Source organism: Streptomyces sp. NPDC006733 (genome assembly GCF_040636125.1).
In the GTDB taxonomy this organism is placed as follows: Bacteria; Actinomycetota; Actinomycetes; order Streptomycetales; family Streptomycetaceae; genus Actinacidiphila.
This window is the reverse complement of sequence record NZ_JBEYJD010000029.1, coordinates 104,972-129,303: the sequence shown is the minus strand read 5'-3', so window position 1 is coordinate 129,303 and position 24,332 is coordinate 104,972. Positions and strand designations below refer to the sequence as shown.

The window sequence follows — 24,332 nt, the reverse complement described above, 5'->3', positions numbered from 1 at the left end:
ATATTAACCCCCCGCCCCCCCCCGGCGGCCTTCCCGTGGCCGGCCCCCCGTGCCCCGGCGCGCGCGGGCGGGCCGGCCTCCCCCCGCGGCCGGCGGCCGTCGTGTGTCCGCGTACGGGCCCTCAGCGGCCGCGCAGCTCCCGGTAGCGGCGGACCAGCGCTTCGGTGGACCCGTCAAGACCGGGGATGGTCGCCCCCTCGCTGAGCGCGGGCTCGATCCGCTTCGCGAGCACCTTGCCCAGCTCGACGCCCCACTGGTCGAAGGAGTCGATGTTCCACACCGCGCCCTGGACGAACACCTTGTGCTCGTAGAGCGCGATCAGCTGGCCGAGCACCGACGGGCTCAGCTCGGTGGCCAGGACGGTGGTGGTGGGGTGGTTGCCGCGGAACGTCTTGTGCGGCACGAGTTCGGCGGGCACGCCCTCGGCCGCGACCTCTTCCGGCGTCTTGCCGAAGGCCAGCGCCTGGGTCTGCGCGAAGAAGTTGGCCATCAGCAGGTCGTGCTGGTCCGCCAGCGGGCCGAGTTCGCCGATGGGGTTCGCGAAGCCGATGAAGTCCGCGGGGATGACCTTGGTGCCCTGGTGCAGCAGCTGGTAGTAGGCGTGCTGGCCGTTGGTGCCCGGGGTGCCCCAGACCACCGGGCCGGTCTGCCAGGTCACCGGGTTGCCCTGCCGGTCCACGGACTTGCCGTTGGACTCCATGTCCAGCTGCTGCAGGTACGCGGTGAACCGCGACAGGTAGTGGCTGTACGGGAGGACCGCGTGCGACTGCGCGTCGTGGAAGCCGCCGTACCAGACGCCCAGCAGGCCGAGCAGCAGCGGGACGTTCTCCTCCGGCGGCGCGGTGCGGAAGTGCTCGTCCACGAGGTGGAAGCCGGCCAGCATCTCGCGGAAGTGGTCCGGGCCGATGGCGAGCATCAGCGACAGGCCGATCGCGGAGTCGAAGGAGTACCGGCCGCCGACCCAGTCCCAGAACTCGAACATGTTCGCCGGGTCGATGCCGAACTCGGTGACCTTCTCCGCGTTCGTGGACAGTGCCACGAAGTGCTTGGCGACGGCCGAGGAGTCGGCGTTCAGGCCGGCCAGCAGCCAGTCGCGGGCGGAGGTGGCGTTGGTGATGGTCTCGATGGTGGTGAACGTCTTCGACGCGATGATGAAGAGCGTCTCGGCCGGGTCCAGGTCGCGCACGGCCTCGTGCAGGTCAGCGCCGTCCACGTTGGACACGAAACGGAGCGTCAGCCCCCGGTCGGTGTACGGGCGCAGCACCTCGTACGCCATCGCCGGGCCCAGGTCGGAGCCGCCGATGCCGACGTTGACGATGTTCCTGATGCGCTTGCCGGTGTGGCCGGTCCACTCGCCGGAGCGGATGCGGTCGGTGAAGACGGACATCTTGCTGAGGACGGCGTGCACGGCGGGCACGACGTCGTGGCCGTCGAGCTCGATGACGGCGGAGCGCGGCGCGCGCAGCGCGGTGTGCAGCACCGCGCGGTCCTCGGTGACGTTGATCCGCTCGCCGCGGAACATCGCGTCGCGCAGTTCGGCCACGCCGCTCGCCGCCGCCAACTCGCGCAGCAGCCGCAGGGTCTCGTCGGTCACCAGGTGCTTGGAGTAGTCCAGGTGCAGGTCACCGACCTGCAGGGAGTACCGGTCGGCACGCTGCGGGTCCTGGTCGAACAGGTCGCGCAGCCGCACCTCCCCCAGCTCTTCGCGGTGTTTGCCCAGGGCGTGCCATTCGGGCAGCTGGTCGAGACGGGGACGGCCATGCGTATGGGTGTCGGACATGGGTCCAAACTAATTGATGACGGCGGGTACGAGCACGATCACCCCGCAGGCGAAGAGCGCGGCGGCGGCCAGCGCCGGGGTGTTCAGCCCCCAGGCCGTCGCCGTGAAGCCGCCGAGCAGGGCGCCGAGCGGCGCCCCCGCGGTGGACAGGGTGCGGTTGGCGGCGCTGACCCGGCCCAGCAGGGCGGCGGGTGTCCGCTCCTGCAGGAGGGTGACCTCGTTGACGTTCCAGAGCATCCCCACGGCGCCGAAGACCGCCAGGGCGGCGACGGCGACCGGCAGCGACCGCACCGTGCCGAGCACCACCAGGGCGCAGCTCTGCAGCACCAGCCCGGCCAGCAGCGCCCGGGTCCTGCCCAGCCGTTCGGAGAGCCGGCCGGCGACCAGGCCGCCGGCCACACTGCCCACGCCGTAGGCGGTGAGCACGGCCGCGTACCCGGCGTGCCCCGCGTGCAGCCACCCGGTGACGTGCAGGACGAGGGTCGCGATGAGCGCGCTCACCCCGATGTTGACGACGGTGTTGGCCGTGCAGAGCGAGCGCAGGACGCGGTCGCGCCACAGCACCCTGATGCCCTCGGCGATGTCCTGGCGCAGCGTCCGCCCCGGCGGGCGCGGGGCGCGCTCGCGCGGGGCGGTGGGTATGGAGGCGACCAGCGCCGCGGCGAGCAGATAGGTCGCCGCGTCGACCGCGAACGGCAGCCCCGCGGAGAGGCCGAACAGCAGCGGCACCAGGGGCGCGCCCAGGAAGGTGCCCGCGATGGTCTGCCCCGTCATCAGCCGTGCGTTGGCGCGGCCGAGGGCGGCGGTGGGCACGACCGAGGGCAGCAGCGCGGTCGCCGCGTTGTCGAAGAGGGTCTGCAGCGTCGTCAGGACGAACGCCAGGACCAGCAGCAGGGCGACGCTCACCTCGTCCAGCCACACGGCGAGCGCGAAGCCGGCCATCAGCGCGCAGCGCACCGCGTCCACCGACCACATGGCGCGGCGCTGGTCCACCCGGTCCGCGATCGCGCCGCCCAGCAGGCCGAACAGGATCCAGGGCAGGAAGCCGGCCGCCGTGACCAGCGAGACGAGCAGCGGGGAGTCGGTGAGCCCGACCGCGAGCAGCGGCAGCGCCGCCGTGCGCAGCCCGTCCCCCAGCCGCGAGGCCACCGCGGCGCTCCACAGCCGGCCGAAGCCGCCGCGCCAGGACGGCACGGCGCGCTCCACGGCCGGTCGCAGCTCGCTGTCGTTCGCGGTCAACACTCCCCCTCGGGCCGGAACTTCGATCAGTTCCGGAACCGTAGCCGCCGGCACTGACAACGCCCGGGGAGCCGGTGGACGACCGGGATCGCGGGGAGTCGCGGGGGCCACGAGTCGTGGGGGCTGGGGGCCGCCGGGGCTCAGAAGCCGCCGCGGTGCAGCCTGCCCTCGTAGCGGGCCTCCAGGACGGCGTTGCGCTCGAACCCGCCGGGCAGGTTGGCCGAGATGTAGACCGGCGGCTCGTGCCCCTCGGCGGTCAGCAGGCCGACCGCCTCGGCGACGACCATCTGCACGAGCAGCGCGGAGGTGATCGTGGAGACCCCGCACAGCGCGCCGCCGTCGGGCATCGGCAGCAGCGCGTCGCCGGCCGGGGCGCAGTTGTCGAGCACGGCGTCGGCGAGGTCGGCGAGCCGCTTCCCGCTGCTGTGCAGCGCGGGCACCGCGTGGGTGTGCTCCAGGGAGGTGAGCGCGATCAGCCGGTGCCCCGCCCCCGTCACCTGCAGGGCCATGTCGACGATGGAGTTGTTGACCCCGGAGTTGGAAATGATCACGAAGAGGTCCTGCGGCCGCGGGGTGGCCAGTTCGTACAGCCGCTTGGCCAGCCCCGGGGAGCGCTCCAGCAGCGGGTCGTCGAGCACCGAGCGGTCCTCGCCGCCGCGCAGCACCAGGTCGGACAGGCCGATCCGGTTGGTCGGCACGAAGCCGCCGGCCCGGCCCGCGATCTCCAGCGCGGTGGCCTGCGAGTGGCCGGTGCCGAAGGCGTGGAGGACGCCGTCGGCGGCGATGCTGTCGGCGACGAGGCGGGCCGCGGCGGCGACGGAATCGGTGTTGGCCGCTATCGCCCGCTCGACGGCGGCACGGCCGTGCTCGGCGAAGTGGGCGGCGCTGAGCTGTGATGCGGCCATGGACGGCTCTCCTCGGTTGAAATAACCATCGGCGTGTTGGATTGCTGAAACAATGAACCGGGCAGCGTGGTCACGTCAATAGGTCAGGTCAACAGCCTCGCCAGCGCCACCGCGCCCGCACCGCCGTCCGGCACCGGGACGACGTGCAGCCCCATTCCGCGCGCACGCTGCGACAACCGGTCGAGCAACGGCCCGGCCGGCGCCAGCAGTCCGCCGGTGACCACCAGCGGCTCGCCCGCCTCGGGACTCAGCGCGGCGACGGTCCTGCCGAGTTCCTCGGCCGCCGCGTCGAGCAGGGTCCCGGCGACCGCGTCGCCGGCCCGGTCGGCGGCGACGACCAGCGGGCTCAGCGCCGCCAGCCGCACCGGCGGCCGCGCGTACACCTGCGGCACGAGCACGTCCCGCAACCGCCCCAGCCGCAGGAAGTCCGCCTGCTCCACCGGTGCGGCGACGCCCGCCGCGTCACGATCCGCGCCCGGCGGCAGGTAGTGCGCCGCCACCGCGCCGACCAGCGAGGTCCAGGGCCCGCGCCCGGTCAGCGCCCGCAGCGCCGCCCGGACGGCCTCCCGGCCCAGCCAGAAGCCGCCGCCCTCGTCCCCGAGCAGCCACCCGTCGCCGTCCACCGTCAGCTCCTGCCGCCGCCCGGCGATCCGGGCCGAGGCCGCGCCCGTCCCGGCGATGAGCAGCAGCCCGTCGGCGGGCATGCCCGGCGCGGAGGCGAAGGCGATCTCGATGTCGCCGCGGACGGCCACCCTGGCGGCGTCGATCCCGGTCGCGGCCAGCGCCGCCCGAAGGCACGACCGCGCGAGGTCGTGGCCGGTGTCGGGGCCGGTGCCGAGGGCCGCGCCCGCGAAGCCGCCCAGCACGGCGGCCACGGACCCGCGCAGCTGTGCCGGGACCGCGGCGGCGAGCGCGGCGGCCAGGTTCCGGGTCAGCTCGGCCCGCGGCACGCTCATCGCGTTGCCGGGGCCGCCGGCGCCCTCGCCGATCACCCCGCCGGCCCCGGGCCCGGCGTCGCCCTCCGCCAGGTAGGCGCGGATCCGGGTGCCGCCCGCGTCGATGCCGACCACCAGCGGACGGCCTGCGGGAACCGGCTTCCGGTCGTGGCCGCCGGGAGCGCTTCGGTTGTGAATTTCATTCATCACACCGCATGGTGATTGATAGATTCACTCATCGACAAGACCCCAGCCGAGACGAGTCGTCATGGTCATCGCCCTCATCCGCTCCGAACTCCCCCGGATGTCCGACTCCTTGCGCAAGGTGGGCGAGCTCGTGCTGGCGGATCCGACGGCGGCCACCCGCGGCTCGGCGGCCGAGCTGGGCCGCCGCACGGGGACCTCGCAGGCCACCGTCACCCGCTTCTGCCACGCGCTGGGCCTGGACTCCTACCAGCACCTGCTGATCGAGCTGGCGCAGGAGCAGGGCCGCAGCCAGGGCGAGGACGGCGGCGGGCCGCTCAGCCCGGTGCTGGGCCCCGACATCGGCCCGGACGACGACCTCGACCACGTCGTCGCCGTGGTCGCCCAGGCCGATCTGCGCGCCCTGCGGCTCACTCTCGACCAACTCGACCGGGAGAGCCTGGAACGGGCCGCCCAGGCGCTCGCCAGAGCCCGCCGGATCGATGTGTACGGCGTCGGCGGCTCCGGGATCGCCGCCCGGGAGGCCGAGGCCCGGCTGTTCGGCATCGGCTGCGCCGCGCGCGGCTGGACCGAGGTGCACGCCGCCGAGACCTCCGCGGCGCTGCTGACCCCGTCCGACGTGGCGGTGGCGATCTCGCACTCGGGCACCACGCGCGAGGCCCTGGACCCGCTGCGGCTGGCCGCGGAGCGCGGCGCCACCACGGTCGCCGTCACCAGCGACCCGCGCTCGCCGATCGCCCAGGCCGCCGACATCCGGCTCACCTCGGCGTCGGCGGAGACCAGCTTCCGGCGCGGCGGCTACGGCACCCGGCACTCGGTCCTGCTGATCATCGACTGCCTGTCGGCCCGGATCGCCCAGCTCACCTACGAGCGGGCCACCGCGGCGGTCGCGCTGACCGCCCACATCGCCGACCGCCACACCGCCCGCGCCCGCCGCCGCTGACCGGCGGGAAAAAGCAAACACCCCGGTCCGCCGGGCGGCTCCCGACCGGGCCCGCCCGGCGAACCGGGGTACGTATCCGCGTGCCGTACGCGGGAAGTGCTCTCAGATCTCGCCGCGCAGCTTCGCGAGGGCCTCGGCGAGGATCGCCTCGCCGTCGGCCGCGCTGCGCCGCTCCCGCACGTAGGCCAGGTGCGTCTTGTACGGCTCGGTCCGCGGCGGCGCCGGCGGGTTCTCCTCGTCCTGCCCGGCCGGGAAACCACAGCGCGGGCAGTCCCAGGTCTCCGGGATCTGCGCGTCGCTGGCGAAACTCGGCTGGGTCTCGTGCCCGTTCGAGCACCAGAAGGAGATGCGGAGGCGTGGCGCGGACTCGCCGCGCTCGGCCTCTCCCATCGGCCCCGCTCCGACCCGACTGCCACGGATCGCGTTGCCACTTGCCACGGTCGTAACTCCCTGCGTGATGGTGCTGCGAGGTCGCCCAGTTTACGGAGACCTTACGTGCCGTCCAGTGGCAGGTGGTGTACCCGGCCCCGTAGGACGCCCTCCCATGATAAGCCGCGTTTGCGACGAGGCGTCAGTTCTCCCTGCACTCACGGGAGTACGCCGGAGGCCCTACTTCTGGAACTTCAGCACCAGACCAAGTACGACAATGCACGTAAACCACAGCAGACCGATCACCACGGTGATCCGGTCCAGGTTGCGTTCGGCCACCGAGGAGCCGCCGACGGAGGACTGCATGCCGCCACCGAACATGTCCGAGAGGCCGCCGCCCTTCCCCTTGTGCATCAGCACCAGCAGCAGAAGCAGGAGGCTGAAGATGATGAGGGCGATGGAGAACCCGAGAACCACGGCTGGACCAACTCTCTCGACTACATACGGGACGGCACGGGGCCGAACCGGGCGCCAATGCGCCGGTCCGGCCCCGACAGGGTACTTCGTGCGGGCCGGGTCGGCCCACCGCCTACTGGTCCTACTGGTCCCGGAAGCGGACGATCTTGACGAACTCCTCCGCGTCGAGGGCCGCGCCGCCGATCAGGGCGCCGTCCACGTCCGGCTGCGCCATGATCGCGGCGACGTTCCCGGACTTGACCGAACCGCCGTACTGGATACGGACCTTTTCGGCCAGCTCCTGGCTGTAGAGCTCGGCGAGGCGGCCGCGGATGGCACCGCAGACCTCCTGGGCGTCCTCGGGGGTGGCGACCTCGCCGGTGCCGATGGCCCACACCGGCTCGTAGGCGACGACGATCGTCTCGGCCTGCTCGGCCGGGATGTCCTTGAGCGCGCCGTCGAGCTGGGCGAGGGTGTGCGGGACCTGCTGGCCGGCCTTGCGGACGTCCAGGCCTTCGCCGACACACAGGATCGGGGTCAGCCCGTGCCGGTACGCGGCCTTGACCTTGGCGTTGACGACCTCCTCGTCCTCACCGTGGTACTGGCGGCGCTCGCTGTGGCCGATGGCCACGAACGTGCACTTCAGCTTGGCCAGCATCGATCCGGAGATCTCACCGGTGTACGCGCCGGAGTCGTGCGAGGACAGGTCCTGGGCGCCGTACTTGATCTTCAGCTTGTCGCCGTCGACCAGGGTCTGCACCGAGCGCAGGTCGACGTAGGGGGGCAGGACGGCGACCTCGACGGCGTCGTAGTCCTTGTCGGTGAGAGCGAAGGCGAGCTTCTGGACGTGCGCGATGGCCTCGAGGTGGTTGAGGTTCATCTTCCAGTTGCCCGCCATCAGCGGGGTACGGGTGCTCATGCTGGGTCAGTCCTCCAGTGCGGCAAGGCCGGGGAGCGTCTTGCCCTCGAGGTATTCGAGGCTCGCACCGCCACCGGTCGAGATGTGGCCGAAAGCGTTCTCGTCGAAGCCGAGGATGCGCACGGCCGCGGCCGAGTCACCGCCGCCGACGACCGTGAAGGCCGGGCTGTCGATCAGCGCCTGGGCGACCGCGCGGGTGCCCTCGGCGTAGTCCGGGTGCTCGAAGACACCCATCGGGCCGTTCCAGAACACGGTGGCCGCGTCGGCGAGCTTCGAGGCGAAGAGCTCGCCGGACCTCGGGCCGATGTCCAGGCCCATCACGTCGGCGGGGATCGCGTCGACGCCCACGGTCACCGGGTTGGTCGGCGCCTGCGCCTTGAGGTCGGGGAAGGCGCCCGCGGCGACGACGTCGACCGGCAGCACGAACTCCACGCCCTTGGCCTCGGCGCGCTTGAGGTACTCCTGGACGACCGGGATCTGGTCCTCCTGGAGCATGCTCTTGCCGACCTCGTGGCCCTGGGCCTTGAGGAAGGTGAAGACCATGCCGCCGCCGATCAGGATGCGGTCGGCCTTCTCCAGCAGGTGGTCGATGACGCCGAGCTTGTCGGAGACCTTGGCCCCGCCGAGCACGACCGCGTACGGCCGCTTCACCTCGGTGGTGAGCTTCTTCAGCACGTCGACCTCGGTGGCGATCAGACCGCCCGCGGCGTGCGGCAGCCGCGCCGGGAGGTCGAACACCGAGGCGTGCTTGCGGTGCACGGCGCCGAAGCCGTCACCGACGTAGACGTCCGCGAGCGACGCCAGGCGGTCGGCGAAGGCGCCGCGCTCGGCGTCGTCCTTCGCGGTCTCGCCCGCGTTGAACCGCAGGTTCTCCAGCAGCACCACGCCGCCGTCGGCCAGCGCGGCGACGGCCGCCTGCGCGCTGTCCCCGACGGTGTCGGCCGCGAACGCGACCTCGGTGCCGAGCAGCTCGCCGAGGCGGGCGGCGACCGGTGCCAGCGAGAACTGCGGGTCGGGCTCGCCCTTGGGGCGGCCCAGGTGGGAGGCGACGATCACCTTCGCGCCGGCGGCGACGAGCTGGGTGATGGTCGGGACGGCGGCACGGATGCGGCCGTCGTCGGTGATGGTGCTGCCCGAGAGCGGCACGTTCAGGTCGGCGCGGACGAACACCCGCTTGCCAGCGACCTGTCCCTCGGTCAGGAGGTCGTCGATCGTCTTCATATCCGGTGGGCTCCTCGTGGTCGACAAGGAACAGGGCCCGGCCGACGCGTCGTCGCGTCGCCCGGACCCTGTCACTCACATCTGCGTGGCTGAACCGTGACTCAGAGCTGGCCGCCGACGAAGGTGGTCAGGTCCACCAGGCGGTTGGAGTAGCCCCACTCGTTGTCGTACCAGCCGAAGATCTTGACCTGGTCGCCCTGGACCATGGTCATCTGCGAGTCGAACGTGCACGAGGCCGGCTCGTTGACGATGTCCGTCGAGACGATGAGGTCCTCGGTGTACTCGAGGATGCCCTTGAGCTGGCCCTCGGCCGCCTTCTGGAAGGCCGCGTTGACCTCTTCCTTGGTGACGTCGCGCTCGACGGTCACCACGAGGTCGGTGATCGAGCCGGTCGGGACCGGGACGCGCAGCGAGGTGCCGTCCAGCTTGCCCTTGAGCTCGGGGATGACCAGCGCGGTCGCCTTGGCGGCGCCCGTGGAGGTCGGGATGATGTTGATCGCGGCGGCCCGCGCACGGCGCAGGTCGCTGTGCGGGAAGTCCAGGATCTTCTGGTCGTTCGTGTACGCGTGGATCGTCGTCATCAGGCCCTTGACGATGCCGAAGTTCTCCAGGAGAACCTTGGCCATCGGCGCCACACAGTTGGTGGTGCACGAGGCGTTGGAGATGATGTTGTGCTTCGCCGCGTCGTACTTCTCGTGGTTGACGCCCATGACCACGGTGATGTCCTCGTCCTTGGCCGGAGCCGAGATGAGGACCTTCTTCGCGCCGGCCGCGAGGTGCTTGGCGGCGTCGTCGCGCTTGGTGAAGAAGCCCGTGGACTCGATGACGATGTCCGCGCCGAGCTCGCCCCACGGCAGGTTCGCCGGGTCCCGCTCGGCCATCGTCTTGAAGGTCTTGCCGCCGACGGTGATGGTGTTGTCGGTGTGCGTGACCTCGGCCTTGAGACGGCCCAGGATGCTGTCGTACTTAAGAAGGTGCACCAGGGTCGCGTTGTCGGTCAGGTCGTTGACACCGACGATCTCGATGTCCGCGCCCTGCTCGAGAACGGCACGGAAGAAGTTGCGACCAATACGACCGAAGCCGTTGATGCCTACCCGGATCGTCACGAACCGATCTCCTCGCTGATGTGCCGGATTACACTCCGGCTGCGAAATATGGGATGTCCCCGACCACCCACGACCCTACCTCGCCCAGGTGTTCCAAGTGACATCGACGGCCCCTGAACGGGCCCAGAACGGCCTCTGAGCGCCCGCTCAGGGGCCGTTTTCGCAGTTCAGGACGTCTGTCACGGAGTGTCACCACGGAGGCCCGCGGTGACCGCTCCGGATGCTGAGACGGCCGGTGCGGCGGACCCGGCCGGGGACGGGGTCAGCCGACCATTTCCTCGGTGAGGTTCGCCTCGGTGCCGGGCATCCCCATGTCGGAGGCGCGCTTGTCGGCCATGGCCAGCAGCCGCCGGATGCGGCCGGCGACCGCGTCCTTGGTCAGCGGCGGCTCGGCGAGCGAGCCCAGCTCCTCCAGCGACGCCTGCTTGTGCTCGATCCGCAGCCGGCCGGCCGCCGCGAGGTGCTCCGGCACCTCGTCGCCGAGGATCTCCAGGGCGCGCTGCACGCGGGCGCCGGCGGCGACGGCCGCCCGCGCGGAGCGGCGCAGGTTCGCGTCGTCGAAGTTGGCCAGCCGGTTCGCGGTCGCCCGGACCTCGCGCCGCATCCGGCGCTCCTCCCAGGCCAGGACGGAGTCGTGGGCGCCGAGCCGGGTCAGCAGCGCGCCGATCGCGTCGCCGTCCCGGACGACGACCCGGTCGACGTTGCGCACCTCGCGGGCCTTGGCCGGGATCTGCAGCCGGCGGGCCGCGCCGACCAGGGCCAGCGCCGCCTCGGGGCCGGGGCAGGTGACCTCCAGCGACGAGGAGCGGCCGGGCTCGGTGAGCGAGCCGTGCGCCAGGAAGGCGCCGCGCCAGGCCGCCTCGGCGTCGCAGGTGGCACCGGAGACGACCTGCGGGGGCAGGCCCCGGATGGGGCGGCCGCGGCCGTCCACCAGGCCGGTCTGCCGCGCCAGCTGGTCACCGCCGGCGACCACCCGGACCACGTACCGGCTGCCGCGGCGCAGCCCGCCGGGGGCCATCACCACCAGGTCGGAGGAGTGGCCGAAGATCTCCAGGATGTCCTTGCGCAGCCGCCGGGCCGCGATCCCGGTGTCGAGCTCCGCCTCGATCACGATGCGGCCGCTCACCAGGTGCAGACCGCCCGCGAACCGCAGGATCGACGAGACCTCCGCCTTCCGGCAGCAGGTCCGGGTGACGGGGAGCCGGGAGATCTCATCCTTCACCGCTGCCGTCATCGCCATGGGCCGATCCTTCCACGCATACGAAAAATCCGGTCATACGCGGTGGCCAGCAGCTCCGGATCGTGCCGCGGCCCGTCAGGGGCCGCGATCCGCGCCAGTTCGACCGTGCCGCACAACCGTTCGGCGGCCTTGGACAGGCTCTCGCGGTCGGGCACGGCGGCCTCGTCGGCCAACACCACGTCGATGGTGAGTTTAGGGGCGTGTCGGGCCAAAACCTCCAAGTGACGCTGCGGAGAAAAGCCGTCGGTCTCCCCCGGCTGGGGTGCGAGGTTCAGTGTGAGGACCTTGCGGGCGCGGGTGTTCATCAGCGCGTCGGCCAGTTCCGGGACCAGCAGATGAGGGATCACCGAGGAGAACCAGGACCCCGGTCCGAGGACCACCCAGTCGGCGTCCAGGACCGCCTGGACGGCCTCGGGAACGGCCGGCGGATCGGTGGGCTCCAACCACACTTCCTGCACGTCACCGGGGGTGAGGGCGACCGTCGCCTGCCCCCGTACGGTGGTGGTCTCGCCGGGTGCGGCGGGGTCGTGCCCGCGGACGCTCGCATGGAGGTCCAGCGGCACCGCGGACATGGGCAGCACCCGGCCGTGCGCACCCAGCAGCCGGCCGACCCACTCGAGGGCCGCGACCTCGTCGTTGAGCTGCTCCCAGAGGGCGACAATCAGCAGATTGCCTACGGCGTGTCCGTGCAGATCGCCCTTGCTGACGAAGCGGTGCTGGATCACCTGCGCCCACGTCCGCCCCCACTCGTCGTCCCCGCACAGGGCGGCGAGCGCCTTGCGCAGGTCGCCGGGGGGCAGGACGCCCATCTCCTCGCGCAGCCGGCCGCTGGAGCCGCCGTCGTCGGCGACGGTGACGACGGCGGTCAGGTCGCCGGTGATCCGGCGCAGGGCGCTCAGCGACGCGGCCAGGCCGTGGCCGCCGCCCAGGGCGACCACTTTCGGCGGTACTCCGGAGCGACGGCTCGTGCGGCGCAGGCGCCGTGCCGTCCGGATCACTCGCGCCCCATGTCCCGGTGAACGATGACGGTCTCCACCCCGTCCGAGGAGAGCCGCGCGGCGAGCCGCTCGGACATCGCGACACTGCGGTGCTTGCCGCCGGTGCAGCCGACGGCGATGGTCACGTACCGCTTGCCCTCGCGGCGGTACCCGGCGGCGATGATGTGCAGCAGCTCCGCGTACCGGTCGAGGAACTCCTTGGCGCCGGGCTGGTTGAAGACGTACTGCGAGACCTCGTCGTTCAGCCCGGTGAACGGGCGCAGCTCCGGCACCCAGTGCGGGTTCGGGATGAACCGGCAGTCGACCACCAGGTCGGCGTCGACCGGGAGCCCGTACTTGAAGCCGAAGGACATCACCGTGGCCCGCAGCTCGGGCTCCTCGTCGCCCGCGAACTGGGCGTCCATCTTCGCGCGCAGCTCGTGCACGTTCAGGCTGGAGGTGTCGATCACCAGGTCGGCCTCGCCGCGCAGCTCGCGCAGCAGGTCGCGCTCCTTGGCGATGCCGTCCACGATCCGGCCGTCGCCCTGCAGCGGGTGCGGGCGGCGGACGGACTCGAAGCGGCGCACCAGGAGGTCGTCGGAGGCCTCCAGGAACACCACGCGGCGCTTGACGCCCTTGGTGTCGAGGTCGGCCAGCGACTCGCGCAGGTTGTCGAAGAAGCGGCGGCCGCGGACGTCCACGACGACCGCGATCCGCGCCACGTTCCCCTGCGAGCGCGCGCCGAGGTCCACCATGGTCGGGATCAGGGCGGGCGGCAGGTTGTCCACGACGAACCAGCCGAGGTCCTCCAGGCACTTGGCCGCGGTGCTGCGGCCGGCTCCGGACATGCCGGAGATGATCACCAGTTCGGGGATGGCCTCGGCGGCCTCCCCCGCTCCACCGGTCGTCACGGTTGCTCCGTCTCCATCGTTCTCTGTCATCGCTGTCTCCCCCGTTCCACTGAGGCGGCCCCCGGGTGCGGCCGTCTACTCATCCTCAATGATCTCTCCCGTGGTGGTGTTCACCGCGGGACCGGCGGGCGCGGCTCCTGCCAGGGCAGCCACGACCGTCTCGGCCGTGCGGCGCCCGATGCCCGGTACCTCGCAGATCTCCTCCACCGTGGCGGCCTTGAGCCGCTTGACGGAGCCGAAGTGCTTGAGCAGCGCCTGGCGGCGTGTCTCCCCGAGGCCCGGCACCGCGTCCAGGGCGCCCGCCTTCATCGATTTCGATCGTTTGGTGCGCTGGTAGGAGATCGCGAAGCGGTGTGCCTCGTCCCGGATCCGCTGCAACAGGTACAGGCCCTCGCTCGTGCGCGGCAGGATCACCGGATCGTCGTCGTCGGGCAGCCAGACCTCTTCCAGCCGCTTGGCGAGCCCGCAGACCGCCACGTCCTCTATGCCGAGCTCCGCCAGGGCCCGCTGGGCGGCCGCGACCTGCGGCTGCCCGCCGTCGACGACGACCAGCTGCGGCGGGTAGGCGAACTTGCGGGGCCGGCCGGTCTCCGGATCGATGGGGCCGCCGACGCCCTCCGCGGCGGTCTCCGACGCCGCCGCGCCGCCCGCGGCGGCGACCTCGCCGCCCGCCGCGCTCGCGTCCCACTCCCCCGTCTTCTGCTTCTCCGCCAGGTAGCGGCGGAAGCGCCGGGAGATCACCTCGTGCATGGACCGGACGTCGTCCTGGCCCTCGAAGGACTTGATCTGGAAGCGGCGGTACTCGCTCTTGCGGGCCAGGCCGTCCTCGAAGACGACCATCGAGGCGACCACGTCGTCACCCTGGAGGTGCGAGATGTCGAAGCACTCGATGCGCAGCGGGACCGAGTCCAGGTCCAGCGCCGTGGCGATCTCCTCCAGGGCGCGGGAGCGGGTGGTCAGGTCCGAGGCGCGCTTGGTCTTGTGCAGCGCGAGCGCCTGCTGCGCGTTGCGCTGCACGGTGGCCATCAGGTCCTTCTTGTCGCCGCGCTGCGGGACGCGCAGGCTGACCTGCGAGCCGCGCCGCGCGCTCAGCCACTGGGTGAGCGCCTCGGCGGTCTGCGGCATGGCCGGGACCAGGACCTCCTTGGGGACGCCCTCGCCCTTCTCCTCGCCGTACAGCTGCTGCAGGGCGTGCTCGACGAGCCCGGCGGTGTCGACCGCCTCGACCTTGTCGGTGACCCAGCCGCGCTGGCCCCGCACCCGGCCGGCGCGGACGTGGAAGATCTGGACGGCGGCCTCTAGCTCGTCCTCGGCGACCGCGATCAGGTCCGCGTCGGTGGCGTCGGTGAACACCACCGCGTTCTTCTCCAGGGCGCGCTTGAGCGCCTCGATGTCGTCCCGCAGCCTGGCGGCCTTCTCGTACTCCATCTCGGCGGCCGCCTCGCGCATCTGCTGCTCCAGGCGGCGCAGGTACGTGCCGGTGCGGCCGGCCATGAAGTCGCAGAACTCCTCCGCGAGTTCGCGGTGCTCCTCGGCGGTCACCCGGCCGACGCAGGGGGCGGCGCACTTGTCGATGTAGCCGAGCAGGCAGGGCCGGCCGATCTGCGCGGAGCGCTTGAACACCCCGGCGGAGCAGGTCCGTACGGGGAAGACCCGCAGCATCAGGTCCACGGTCTCGCGGATCGCCCAGGCGTGGGCGTACGGCCCGAAGTACCGCACGCCCTTCTTCTTGGGCCCGCGCATGACCTGCACGCGCGGGTACTCCTCGCCCATGGTCACGGCCAGCGAGGGGTAGCTCTTGTCGTCCCGGTACTTGACGTTGAAGCGGGGGTCGAACTCCTTGATCCAGGAGTACTCCAGTTGCAGCGCCTCGACCTCGGTGCTGACCACGGTCCACTCGACGGACGCGGCGGTGGTGACCATGGTGCGGGTGCGCTGGTGCAGGTTGGCGAGGTCCTGGAAGTACGAGGACAGCCGGGGGCGCAGGCTCTTCGCCTTGCCGACGTAGATCACCCGGCCGTGCTCGTCCCGGAACTTGTAGACCCCCGGCGAGTCGGGGATCTGACCCGGCTTCGGTCTGTAACTGGAGGGGTCTGCCATGCCACCACCCTACTGGCGGGCGGTGACATTCCCGGTCCCGGCACGGGTCACGCGCGGGGACCGGGAATGACGGTTCAGCTACGCCGCGCGGTGCGGCGGCGTACGCCGAAGGCGAGGGCGGTGATCAGCGCCAGACCGGCGCCGACCGCGCCGAGGGAGGCGCCCTTGTCGAGCGGCCCGCCCGGGGTGCGGGCGGCCGCGGGAGCGGCCTGCGGGGCTGCCTGCGGCGCCACCCGGGGAGCGGCCTGGGGAGCGGCCGCCGTGTCGTAGCCGCCGCCCAGTCCGGCCTTGTCGTACGCCGAGCCGGGCAGCTTGTCGCCGTACCGGCGGTGCACCGACTGCTGGTAGCCGGCCAGCGTGGTGCCGCCCGCGCCGACCGCCTTGACCGCGTCCGGGTCCAGCGGCAGGACCCGGCCGCCGCGCAGCACGTACCAGGCGTCGATCTGCGGCTCACGGAAGACCGTGGAACCGGCCTGGGTGCCGCCCTGGGCGACGTAGTCGGTCTCGTCGCTGCCGGTGGCGATGTTCACCACCTTCCACCGCTCCCCGCTGCGCACGGTCCACACGGAGGCGGTGTGGCCGTCCGCGGAGACCGCCTTGGTGGCGGCGAAGTCCGGGAGCGCGACGGCCGCGCCGCGCTCCCCGGCGACGAAGGCGGGGTTGAGGGTGTTGACAGTGACGGTCGCGCCTTCGAGCCGCGGTGCGGCGGCCTTCAGGGCGGTGCCGCCGTCACGGGCGAAGAAGCGGGCGAGCGTGTCGAGGGCGCCCGGCGCCGCGGCGGCCTCGCGGGCGGCGGCGGGAGCCGCGGAGCCGGCCGGCGTACCGTCGGCGCGGGCCGCGGAGGCCGCGCCCAGGGTGAGCGCGCCGGTGGCCAGGACGGCGGCGGCACCGGCCGCGATCGTGTGTGTCGTGCGCGTCTTCATCGGCGCCTCACGCTCCGATCCGGTAGAGCGAGTGGGTCCAGGAGAACGAGCTGTTGTTGACGTAGTAGGAGAAGTCCGCCCAGTTGTAGCGGTTGTTGGACGGCCACGGGTCGCCCCAGTAGACGAAGTTGGTGGCGGTGTCGTAGCCGTAGAGCACGTGCATGTGCCCGCCGCCCGAGCTCCAGCCGATGCGGGTCTCCACCGGCCGGTTGGCGCTGATCTCGGTCTGCACGGTGGTGTAGCGCAGGTAGCCGGTGACGTAGCTGCCGGGGTTGATGCCGGCCCAGTCCAGCGCGTTCTGCACGTTGTCGAGCGAGGCCTGCCAGTTGCCGCAGGTCGTGCCCTGCGTCCGGTTGAAGGCCGCGTTGCAGAACTGGTTCTGCGAGTAGGAGCGGCCGAACCAGGTGGCGATGGTGTTGCCGCTCGCGGCCCAGCACCAGTTGGTGTTCTGCTGCGCCTGCATGGTGATGTTCAGCTTCTTCGCGCCGGCCAGGGCGGTGGTCGCGCCCGGAGCGCCGGGGATCGCGACGGTGGAGGCGGTGGGGGACGCGGGGCCGGTCGCGGCACCGGCCGAGGGGGTGCCGGCGAGGCCGAGGCCGACCGTCGCCGCGAGTGCCAGAACGACCGCCGCGAGGCGCCCGCGCCCGCGGGACCGTGTGCGGAGGGGATGGAGCATGGCGTTCCTCCCTGTCGGGAAGTGGGGGGTGGAGGAGCGCGTCCGGACGCTGGCTCAGAGCATCGGGGTGTTGTCGGGAACCGGTCAACGGGCTTGAATGTGCGGGCGAGCCCGATGTGAACGCCCGCTGTACGGGTGTGAACACGCGGCGCGGATCAGCAGGTCAGCAGCGTGTCGTGAGGGGTTCTCGCCACTGAGTGGGTGAACGTTCACAGACCGCGCGGCCGGAGGAGCGCGATGTCCCAGAGAACCGCATTGTCCGACGCGCTGCGCACCGGACCCTTCCACCACGCGCTGCGCACGGCCGTCGCCGCCCGCGGGCTGGCCCTGGAACGCGTGCGGCACCGGCTCGCGCAGCGCGGGGTGCGCGTCTCCGTCGCCAGCCTCAGCTACTGGCAGAGCGGCATCCGCCGCCCGGAGCGGGCCGAATCGCTGCGCGCGGTCCGGGCGTTGGAGGACGTCCTGGAGCTGCCCGCGCACTCCCTGAGCCGGCTGCTCGTGCCCCGTACGGCCGTCGACCGGCCGCCGGCCCGCTCGTACCAGTACCTGATGGAGCCCGCGGCGGCCCTCGCGGGCCTGCTAGCGGAGCTGGACTCCCCGCCGGACGGCGGGCTGCACACCGTCGTGCACTACGAGCGGGTGCGGATCGGCCCGGCGCGCGAGCTGCTCGCCCACGACTCCCAGCATGTGGTCCGCGCACACCGCGACGGTGTGGACCGCTATGTGGCCATCCACCACGGCGACCCCGGCTGCGACGTCGAGCGGGTCCGGGTGCGGGCGGCGGACAACTGCCGGGTCGGACGGGTGCGGCGCGACCAGGGCTCCGGCGTGGTCGTCGCCGAGCTGCTCTTCGACGGCCGCCTCGGCGGCGGCGACACCGCCCTGCTCGGCTACGGCTTCGACGACGGCAGCGGCCCGCCGAGCGGCGAGTACGTCCGCGGCTTCCCCTTCGGGGGCGGCCAGTACGTCCTGCAGGCCGCCTTCGCCCCCACCGCCCTGCCGGTCCGCTGCCGGCGCTTCGAGCAGCCCACGCAGGGCGCCCCCCAGCAGGCGGTGGCCGAACTGGTGCTCAACGGCCGCGGCACCGCGCACTTCGTCGAGGAGGCGGTCCGTCCGGGCCTGCTGGGCATCGCCTGGGACTGGTCCTGACGGGCCGGGGTGCGGGCCCCCGGTCCGCGCGGGCCGGGTGGGGGCCGTCCGGTGCCGGACGGCCCACCGCCGGTCACCAGCCGCGCTCGCGCCACTCCGCGAGGTGCGGGCGCTCCGCGCCCAGCGAGGTGTCGCCGCCGTGGCCCGGGTAGACCCAGGTCTCGTCGGGGAGCGCGTCGAAGAGCTTGGCCGTCACGTCGCCCAGCAGCCGGCTGAAGGCCTCCGGGTCGTCGTGGGTGTTGCCGACGCCGCCGGGGAACAGGCAGTCGCCCGTCCACAGGTGCGGGTGGCCGTGCGGGTCGTCGTAGACGAGGGCGATGCTGCCCGGCGTGTGGCCGACCAGGTGGCGGGCGGTCAGCTCGATCCGCCCGAACCGGACGGTGTCGCCGTCCTCGACCAGGACGTCGGTGGGCACCGGGATGCCCTCCGCGTCGAAGCGCCCGGCGTAGGTGCGCGCGCCGGTGGCGGCCGTGACCTCGGCGAGGGCGCCCCAGTGGTCGGCGTGCTGGTGGGTGGTGACGACGGAGCCGATCCCGTCGTCCCCGATCAGGCCCAGCAGCGTCCGGGGCTCGGCCGCCGCGTCGATCAGCAGTTGTTCACCGGTGGCCCGGCAGCGCAGCAGGTACGCGTTGTTGTTCATCGGCCCGACCGCGACCTTGGTGACGATGAGGTCGGTGAGTTCGTGCACGTCCGGCGCGCCGCCGACCTTCACTTCTCCGTTATAGGACATGCCGCCAGGTTAGTGGCGTCAGATGAGCGGCGGGAGGACGGGCAGCGGCAGGTCGGGATCCGTGGTGAGCCCCTCCCCCTTCGCCCGGCCGCCGACCCAGGCCAGCAGGGCGTTGCCGGTGCCGCTCACGGTCAGTTCCGGCTCGGTGGCCGCGCCCAGGTCCCAGGTGGCCCCGCTGCCCGTGTCGCGCACCCGGACGGCGGCGACGCCCTCGTGGCCGGAGAGGCCGTCGAGCAGGGCGTCGAGCTGGCGCCCGGTGAACTCCGCCGGAAGATCGTCGAAGCCGTACCCGATGCCGAGGTCCACATGGTGGAAGTGGACCTCCACGAGGCGCCGCCACGGGACCTCGGCCGCGGCGATGACCTTGCCGGAGCGCATCCGCACCTGGGCGGCCCAGGCCTGCGGGGAGATCTCCGCGGCGGCCAGCGCGAAGCGCTCCGCGGAGCTCCGCAGATCGTCCACGTGCTCGGCGAGCGGGCGGCCGGCGCCGTCGTCGATCTCCTTGTCGCGGACCTCGCCGTCGGGGTACATCGGCGTCTCCTCGCCGGTCCGCGCCCAGGTGAGGAGGTTGCGGAGCGCGTCGGCGTTGCGGGCGAGGTGGGCCAGGACGTGGCCGCGGGTCCAGCCGGGCAGCAGCGAGGGCTCGGCGACCGCCGTGGCGGGGAGCGCCGCGACCGAATCGATCAGCCGTTCGGTGGCCGCGGACAGGGTGGCCGCATCGCGGGCGGGGTCGGGTCGTTGGACGGACACAGGGCCTCCTGATCGACAGCTGATCGGCAACGGCGATCGGCGGGTACACGACCGACGCTAGCGCGATCACTCGGTCGGGTGAACATGGCGGACGCGCTCCTTAAATCGAATGCGCGTGCTATAGGCTCGGTGAGTCACAACAGGAAGAAATGTTCACGGCATCCTGTTTACGCTGACTGGGGGTGCCGACTCAGTCCTTCTCTATGGATCCTATGAAAGGTGCGCACTGGCGTGGCCGATCGACTCACAGTCCGTGGCGCTCGCGAGCACAACCTCAAGAACGTCTCGCTCGACCTGCCCCGGGACGCGCTCATCGTGTTCACCGGGCTCTCCGGTTCGGGCAAGTCCTCCCTCGCGTTCGACACGATCTTCGCCGAGGGGCAGCGCCGGTACGTCGAGTCGCTCTCCTCCTACGCCCGGCAGTTCCTGGGCCAGATGGACAAGCCGGACGTCGACTTCATCGAGGGCCTCTCCCCGGCCGTCTCGATCGACCAGAAGTCCACGTCGCGCAACCCGCGCTCCACCGTGGGCACCATCACCGAGGTCTACGACTACCTCCGGCTGCTCTTCGCCCGGATCGGCAAGCCGCACTGCCCCGAGTGCCACCGCCCGATCGCGCGCCAGTCGCCGCAGGCCATCGTGGACCGGGTGCTGGAGCTGGAGGAGGGCAGCCGCTTCCAGGTGCTCTCCCCGCTGGTCCGGGAGCGCAAGGGCGAGTTCGTCGACCTCTTCGCCGACCTGCAGACCAAGGGGTACAGCCGGGCCCGGGTGGACGGTGTGACCATCCAGCTGACCGAGCCGCCGGTGCTCAAGAAGCAGGAGAAGCACACCATCGAGGTGGTCATCGACCGCCTGACCGTCAAGGAGAGCGCCAAGCGGCGGCTGACGGACTCCGTCGAGACCGCCCTCGGGCTGGCCGGCGGCATGGTGATCCTGGACTTCATCGACCTGCCCGAGGACGACCCGCAGCGCGAGCGGATGTTCTCCGAGCACCTGTACTGCCCGTACGACGACCTGTCCTTCGAGGAGCTGGAGCCGCGCTCCTTCTCCTTCAACTCGCCCTTCGGCGCCTGCCCGCAGTGCAGCGGCATCGGCACCCGCATGGAGGTCGACCCGGAGCTGATCGTTCCGGACGAGGAGAAGTCGCTGGAGGAGGGTGCGATCGCACCCTGGTCCGGCGGCATGTCCAAGGGGTACTTCCAGCGGCTCGTCGAGGCGCTCGGCGAGGAGCTCGGGTTCCGTACCGACATCCCCTGGGCCGGACTGCCGGTCCGCGCCAAGAAGGCGCTGCTGTACGGGCACAAGACGCAGATCAAGGTGGCGTACAAGAACCGGTACGGCCGCGAGCGCGCCTACACGACCAACTTCGAAGGCGCGATCCCCTTCGTCAAGCGGCGGCACCAGGAGTCCGAGACGGACTCCAGCCGCGAGCGCTTCGAGGGCTTCATGCGCGAGGTGCCGTGCCCGACCTGCGAGGGCACCCGGCTCAAGCCGATCGTGCTGGCGGTCACCGTCCAGGACAAGTCCATCGCGGACGTCGCGGCCATGTCGATCAGCGACTGTGCGGACTTCCTGTCCAGGATGAAGCTGGACGCCCGCGACAAGAAGATCGCCGAGCGGGTCCTGAAGGAGGTCAACGAGCGGCTGAAGTTCCTCGTCGACGTCGGCCTGGACTACCTCTCGCTCAACCGCGCCTCGGGCAGCCTGTCCGGCGGCGAGGCCCAGCGCATCCGCCTCGCCACCCAGATCGGCTCCGGCCTGGTCGGCGTCCTCTACGTGCTGGACGAGCCGTCGATCGGCCTGCACCAGCGGGACAACCACCGGCTCATCGAGACCCTGGTGCGGCTGCGGGACCTCGGCAACACGCTGATCGTCGTGGAGCACGACGAGGACACCATCAAGATCGCCGACTGGATCGTCGATATCGGCCCGGGCGCCGGTGAGCACGGCGGCAAGGTCGTGCACTCGGGCTCGCTCAAGGATTTGCTGACCAACGAGGAGTCGCTGACCGGGCAGTACCTGTCCGGCAAGCGCGCCATCCCGGTGCCGGACGTCCGCCGCCCGGTCGACCGCGACCGGCAGCTGACGGTGCACGGCGCCCGCGAGCACAACCTGCAGGACATCGACGTGTCCTTCCCGCTCGGCGTGCTCACCGCCATCACCGGCGTCTCGGGTTCCGGCAAGTCGACGCTGGTCAACGACATCCTCTACACCCACCTGGCCCGCGAGCTGAACGGGGCGCGCAGCGTCCCCGGCCGGCACACCCGGGTGGACGGCGACGACCTCGTGGACAAGGTCGTCCACGTGGACCAGTCGCCGATCGGCCGCACCCCGCGGTCCAACCCGGCCACGTACACCGGTGTCTTCGACCACGTCCGCCGGCTCTTCGCCGAGACGATGGAGGCGAAGGTGCGCGGCTACCTGCCGGGCCGCTTCTCCTTCAACGTCAAGGGCGGCCGCTGCGAGAACTGCTCGGGCGACGGCACGATCAAGATCGAGATGAACTTCCTGCCGGACGTCTACGTCCCGTGCGAGGTCTGCCACGGCGCCCGCTACAACCGCGAGACGCTGGAGGTGCACTTCAAGGGCAAGTCCATCTCCGAGGTGCTCGACATGCCGATCGAGGAGGCGCTGGACTTCTTCGAGGCCGTCCCGACGATCTCCCGCCACCTGCGCACCCTGAACGAGGTGGGGCTGGGCTACGTCCGGCTCGGGCAGTCGGCGCCGACCCTCTCCGGCGGCGAGGCGCAGCGCGTCAAGCTCGCCAGCGAGCTGCAGAAGCGCTCCACCGGCCGGACGGTCTACGTCCTGGACGAGCCGACGACCGGTCTGCACTTCGAGGACATCAGCAAGCTGATCAAGGTGCTGTCGGGCCTGGTCGACAAGGGCAACACGGTCATCGTCATCGAGCACAACCTCGACGTCATCAAGACCGCCGACTGGGTCATCGACATGGGCCCCGAGGGCGGCAACGGCGGCGGCCTGGTGGTGGCCGAGGGCACTCCCGAGGACATCGCGGGCACGACGGCCAGCCACACCGGCAAGTTCCTGCGGGACATCCTCGGCGACCGGGTGAGCGACGCTCCGGCACCCGCGAGGAAGAAGCCCGCCGCGAAGAAGCCCGCGGCCAAGAAGGCGGCCGCGAAGAAGACCGTGGCGAAGAAGGCCGTGGCGGTCGCGGCGGCGCCCGCCAAGAAGGCGGCGCCGCGCAAGAAGGCCGCCGGCAAGGCCTGACACCGGCAGGCACAGGATGGGGACGTAGGGTACTGGTCGCAAGATCAGTCCCCGCGTCCCCTTCCGCGTTCTGAGCCTGGAGCACCGCCATGACCGAACCGCACGCCTGCCGCCGTACCGTCCTGCGGGGCGCGGCTCTCGCCGGAGTCGCCGGCCTGGGCCTCACGGCCTGCGGCGGATCGGGTGGCGGCTCCGGTGACGAGAAGGCCGCCGGCCCCGTCACCCTGGGCCCGGCCACCGACGTCGCCGTCGGCGGCGCCAAGCTGTTCCGCGAGGACAAGGTCGTCGTCTCGCAGCCCACCGCGGGCGCCTACCAGGCGTTCAGCGCCGTGTGCACACACGCGGGCTGCGTGGTGGACAAGGTGGAGGACGGCGTCATCTCCTGCCCCTGCCACGGCAGCACCTTCGACGCGAGGACCGGCGCGGTCGTCCAGGGCCCGGCGACCGAGCCGCTGCCGGCGGTCGCGGTGCGCGTCGAGGGCGGCAACCTGGTCAAGGGCGCGAAGGCCTCCTAGCCATACCGGACGTGGACGGGGCCCGGCGCGTCGCGCGCCGGGCCCCGTCCCTCGTCCACCCGCCGCTACGCGTCGATGGTGTTCTTCTCCGCCGCCTCGGCCGCCGCGGCCTGCTTCTTGGAGGCAATCAGGCTCGTGACGGTGGTGACCGCGAGCACGGCCACGATGACGCCCAGCGAGACCGGGATGGAGATCTCCGGGACGTGCACACCGGACTCGTGCAGCGCGTGCAGGACCAGCTTCACGCCGATGAAGCCGAGGATGACCGACAGCCCGTAGGAGAGGTGGACCAGCTTCTTGAGCAGTCCGCCGATCAGGAAGTAGAGCTGCCGCAGACCCATCAGCGCGAAGGCGTTGGCGGTGAAGACGATGTACGGGTCCTGCGTGAGGCCGAAGATGGCCGGGATCGAGTCGAGCGCGAACAGCACGTCCGTGGTGCCGATCGCCAGCATGACGACGAGCATCGGCGTCATCAGGCGCTTGCCGTTCTCGACGATGAACAGCTTCGTGCCGTGGTACTTGTCGGTGGACGGGACCCGCTTCTCGACGAGCTTGAGGAGCTTGTTCTCCTCGAACTCCTCGTCCTCGGGGTCGGCCATCGCCTCCTTGACCAGCTTCCACGCGGTCCAGATCAGGAACGCGCCGAAGATGTAGAAGACCCAGGAGAAGTTGGCGATGATCGCGGCACCGCCCGCGATGAACACCGCGCGCAGCACCAGGGCGATGAGGACACCGACCAGCAGCACCCGCTGCTGGTACTGCGTCGGCACCGCGAACTTCGACATGATCAGGACGAAGACGAAGAGGTTGTCGACGCTCAGCGACTTCTCGGTGATGAACCCCGCGAAGAACTCGCCGGCGGGCTGACCGCCCGCGAACATCGCCAGGCCGAGCCCGAAGAGGGCGGCCAGGACGATCCAGACGACCGTCCAGATGCCCGCTTCCTTGATGGTGACGTCGTGCGGCTTGCGTCCGATGAGGAAGTCGACGGCGATCAGGGCACACAGACCGGCGATGGTCAGTGCCCACATGGTCAAGGAAACATCCACT

The 24,332-nt window shown here is 71.6% G+C and carries 22 protein-coding genes; 4 read left to right on the top strand and 18 right to left on the bottom strand.

What is annotated here, in order from left to right; genetic code table 11:
• Positions 1–121: 121 nt before the first annotated feature.
• From pgi to ABZ721_RS25165, 4 genes are all read right to left on the bottom strand, one after another.
• Positions 122–1,780, bottom strand: a complete 1,659-nt coding sequence (gene pgi, locus ABZ721_RS25180; protein WP_358790946.1) for a glucose-6-phosphate isomerase — start codon at positions 1,778–1,780, stop codon at positions 122–124.
• A gap of 9 nt (positions 1,781–1,789) precedes the next feature.
• A complete protein-coding gene (locus ABZ721_RS25175) occupies positions 1,790–3,019 on the bottom strand; it encodes an MFS transporter (RefSeq protein ID WP_358790945.1) in 1,230 nt (409 codons plus the stop codon).
• Between the two features lie 140 nt (positions 3,020–3,159).
• A complete protein-coding gene (locus ABZ721_RS25170; RefSeq protein WP_358790944.1) occupies positions 3,160–3,924 on the bottom strand; it encodes an SIS domain-containing protein in 765 nt (254 codons plus the stop codon).
• Between the two features lie 83 nt (positions 3,925–4,007).
• Positions 4,008–5,066 (bottom strand): BadF/BadG/BcrA/BcrD ATPase family protein, encoded by a 1,059-nt coding sequence (locus ABZ721_RS25165; RefSeq protein ID WP_358790943.1) that lies wholly within the window; start codon positions 5,064–5,066, stop codon positions 4,008–4,010.
• Between the two features lie 61 nt (positions 5,067–5,127).
• Between ABZ721_RS25165 and ABZ721_RS25160 the strand changes: the two genes are divergently transcribed.
• A complete protein-coding gene (locus tag ABZ721_RS25160; protein WP_358790942.1) occupies positions 5,128–6,006 on the top strand; it encodes a MurR/RpiR family transcriptional regulator in 879 nt (292 codons plus the stop codon).
• Between the two features lie 102 nt (positions 6,007–6,108).
• On the opposite strand, the gene ABZ721_RS25155 is transcribed toward ABZ721_RS25160, so the two are convergent.
• From ABZ721_RS25155 to ABZ721_RS25105, 11 genes are all read right to left on the bottom strand, one after another.
• Positions 6,109–6,444, bottom strand: coding sequence for an RNA polymerase-binding protein RbpA (locus tag ABZ721_RS25155; RefSeq protein WP_073497103.1), 336 nt, complete (start codon positions 6,442–6,444; stop codon positions 6,109–6,111).
• A 171-nt stretch (positions 6,445–6,615) separates the two neighbouring features.
• Positions 6,616–6,852, bottom strand: coding sequence for a preprotein translocase subunit SecG (secG, locus tag ABZ721_RS25150; protein ID WP_269272348.1), 237 nt, complete (start codon positions 6,850–6,852; stop codon positions 6,616–6,618).
• Between the two features lie 121 nt (positions 6,853–6,973).
• Positions 6,974–7,750, bottom strand: coding sequence for a triose-phosphate isomerase (gene tpiA, locus ABZ721_RS25145; RefSeq protein WP_358790941.1), 777 nt, complete (start codon positions 7,748–7,750; stop codon positions 6,974–6,976).
• A gap of 6 nt (positions 7,751–7,756) precedes the next feature.
• Positions 7,757–8,971, bottom strand: coding sequence for a phosphoglycerate kinase (locus ABZ721_RS25140; protein ID WP_358790940.1), 1,215 nt, complete (start codon positions 8,969–8,971; stop codon positions 7,757–7,759).
• Positions 8,972–9,072: 101 nt separating this feature from the next.
• A complete protein-coding gene (gene gap / locus ABZ721_RS25135; RefSeq protein ID WP_269272351.1) occupies positions 9,073–10,077 on the bottom strand; it encodes a type I glyceraldehyde-3-phosphate dehydrogenase in 1,005 nt (334 codons plus the stop codon).
• Positions 10,078–10,339: 262 nt separating this feature from the next.
• Positions 10,340–11,317, bottom strand: a complete 978-nt coding sequence (whiA, locus tag ABZ721_RS25130; protein ID WP_358790939.1) for a DNA-binding protein WhiA — start codon at positions 11,315–11,317, stop codon at positions 10,340–10,342.
• Positions 11,308–12,315 carry a uridine diphosphate-N-acetylglucosamine-binding protein YvcK gene (yvcK, locus tag ABZ721_RS25125; RefSeq protein ID WP_358790938.1) on the bottom strand — a complete coding sequence of 336 codons (1,008 nt, stop codon included), beginning with the start codon at positions 12,313–12,315 and terminating at the stop codon, positions 11,308–11,310. Before yvcK ends, whiA begins: the two co-directional genes overlap by 10 nt.
• Positions 12,312–13,235 (bottom strand): RNase adapter RapZ, encoded by a 924-nt coding sequence (gene rapZ / locus ABZ721_RS25120; RefSeq protein ID WP_358790937.1) that lies wholly within the window; start codon positions 13,233–13,235, stop codon positions 12,312–12,314. Before rapZ ends, yvcK begins: the two co-directional genes overlap by 4 nt.
• A 45-nt stretch (positions 13,236–13,280) precedes the next feature.
• Positions 13,281–15,305: an excinuclease ABC subunit UvrC gene (gene uvrC / locus ABZ721_RS25115; RefSeq protein ID WP_358790936.1), complete on the bottom strand. Its 2,025-nt coding sequence runs from the start codon at positions 15,303–15,305 to the stop codon at positions 13,281–13,283.
• Positions 15,306–15,379: 74 nt separating this feature from the next.
• Positions 15,380–16,228 carry a hypothetical protein gene (locus ABZ721_RS25110; protein WP_358790935.1) on the bottom strand — a complete coding sequence of 283 codons (849 nt, stop codon included), beginning with the start codon at positions 16,226–16,228 and terminating at the stop codon, positions 15,380–15,382.
• A 7-nt stretch (positions 16,229–16,235) separates the two neighbouring features.
• Positions 16,236–16,904, bottom strand: a complete 669-nt coding sequence (locus ABZ721_RS25105) for a papain-like cysteine protease family protein (RefSeq protein ID WP_358790934.1) — start codon at positions 16,902–16,904, stop codon at positions 16,236–16,238.
• 237 nt (positions 16,905–17,141) lie between these two features.
• Here ABZ721_RS25105 and ABZ721_RS25100 point away from each other — a divergent pair, with 237 nt between their 5' ends.
• Complete coding sequence (locus ABZ721_RS25100; protein ID WP_358790933.1) at positions 17,142–18,053, top strand: hypothetical protein; 912 nt, start codon at positions 17,142–17,144, stop codon at positions 18,051–18,053.
• 73 nt (positions 18,054–18,126) lie between these two features.
• On the opposite strand, the gene ABZ721_RS25095 is transcribed toward ABZ721_RS25100, so the two are convergent.
• Both ABZ721_RS25095 and ABZ721_RS25090 read right to left on the bottom strand, forming a co-directional pair.
• Positions 18,127–18,783 (bottom strand): MBL fold metallo-hydrolase, encoded by a 657-nt coding sequence (locus tag ABZ721_RS25095; RefSeq protein ID WP_358790932.1) that lies wholly within the window; start codon positions 18,781–18,783, stop codon positions 18,127–18,129.
• A gap of 18 nt (positions 18,784–18,801) precedes the next feature.
• Positions 18,802–19,533 carry a maleylpyruvate isomerase family mycothiol-dependent enzyme gene (locus ABZ721_RS25090; RefSeq protein ID WP_358790931.1) on the bottom strand — a complete coding sequence of 244 codons (732 nt, stop codon included), beginning with the start codon at positions 19,531–19,533 and terminating at the stop codon, positions 18,802–18,804.
• Positions 19,534–19,764: 231 nt separating this feature from the next.
• Here ABZ721_RS25090 and uvrA point away from each other — a divergent pair, with 231 nt between their 5' ends.
• Together uvrA and ABZ721_RS25080 are read left to right on the top strand one after the other, a co-directional pair.
• Positions 19,765–22,767 carry an excinuclease ABC subunit UvrA gene (gene uvrA / locus ABZ721_RS25085; protein WP_358790930.1) on the top strand — a complete coding sequence of 1,001 codons (3,003 nt, stop codon included), beginning with the start codon at positions 19,765–19,767 and terminating at the stop codon, positions 22,765–22,767.
• Between the two features lie 89 nt (positions 22,768–22,856).
• Positions 22,857–23,282 carry a Rieske (2Fe-2S) protein gene (locus ABZ721_RS25080; RefSeq protein ID WP_358790929.1) on the top strand — a complete coding sequence of 142 codons (426 nt, stop codon included), beginning with the start codon at positions 22,857–22,859 and terminating at the stop codon, positions 23,280–23,282.
• A gap of 65 nt (positions 23,283–23,347) precedes the next feature.
• Here the strand turns inward: ABZ721_RS25080 and ABZ721_RS25075 are convergent, their stop codons facing one another.
• The gene (locus ABZ721_RS25075) at positions 23,348–24,331 is read right to left on the bottom strand and encodes a TerC family protein (RefSeq protein WP_358790928.1); all 984 of its coding nucleotides are present in this window, start codon (positions 24,329–24,331) and stop codon (positions 23,348–23,350) included.
• Position 24,332 lies beyond the last annotated feature (1 nt).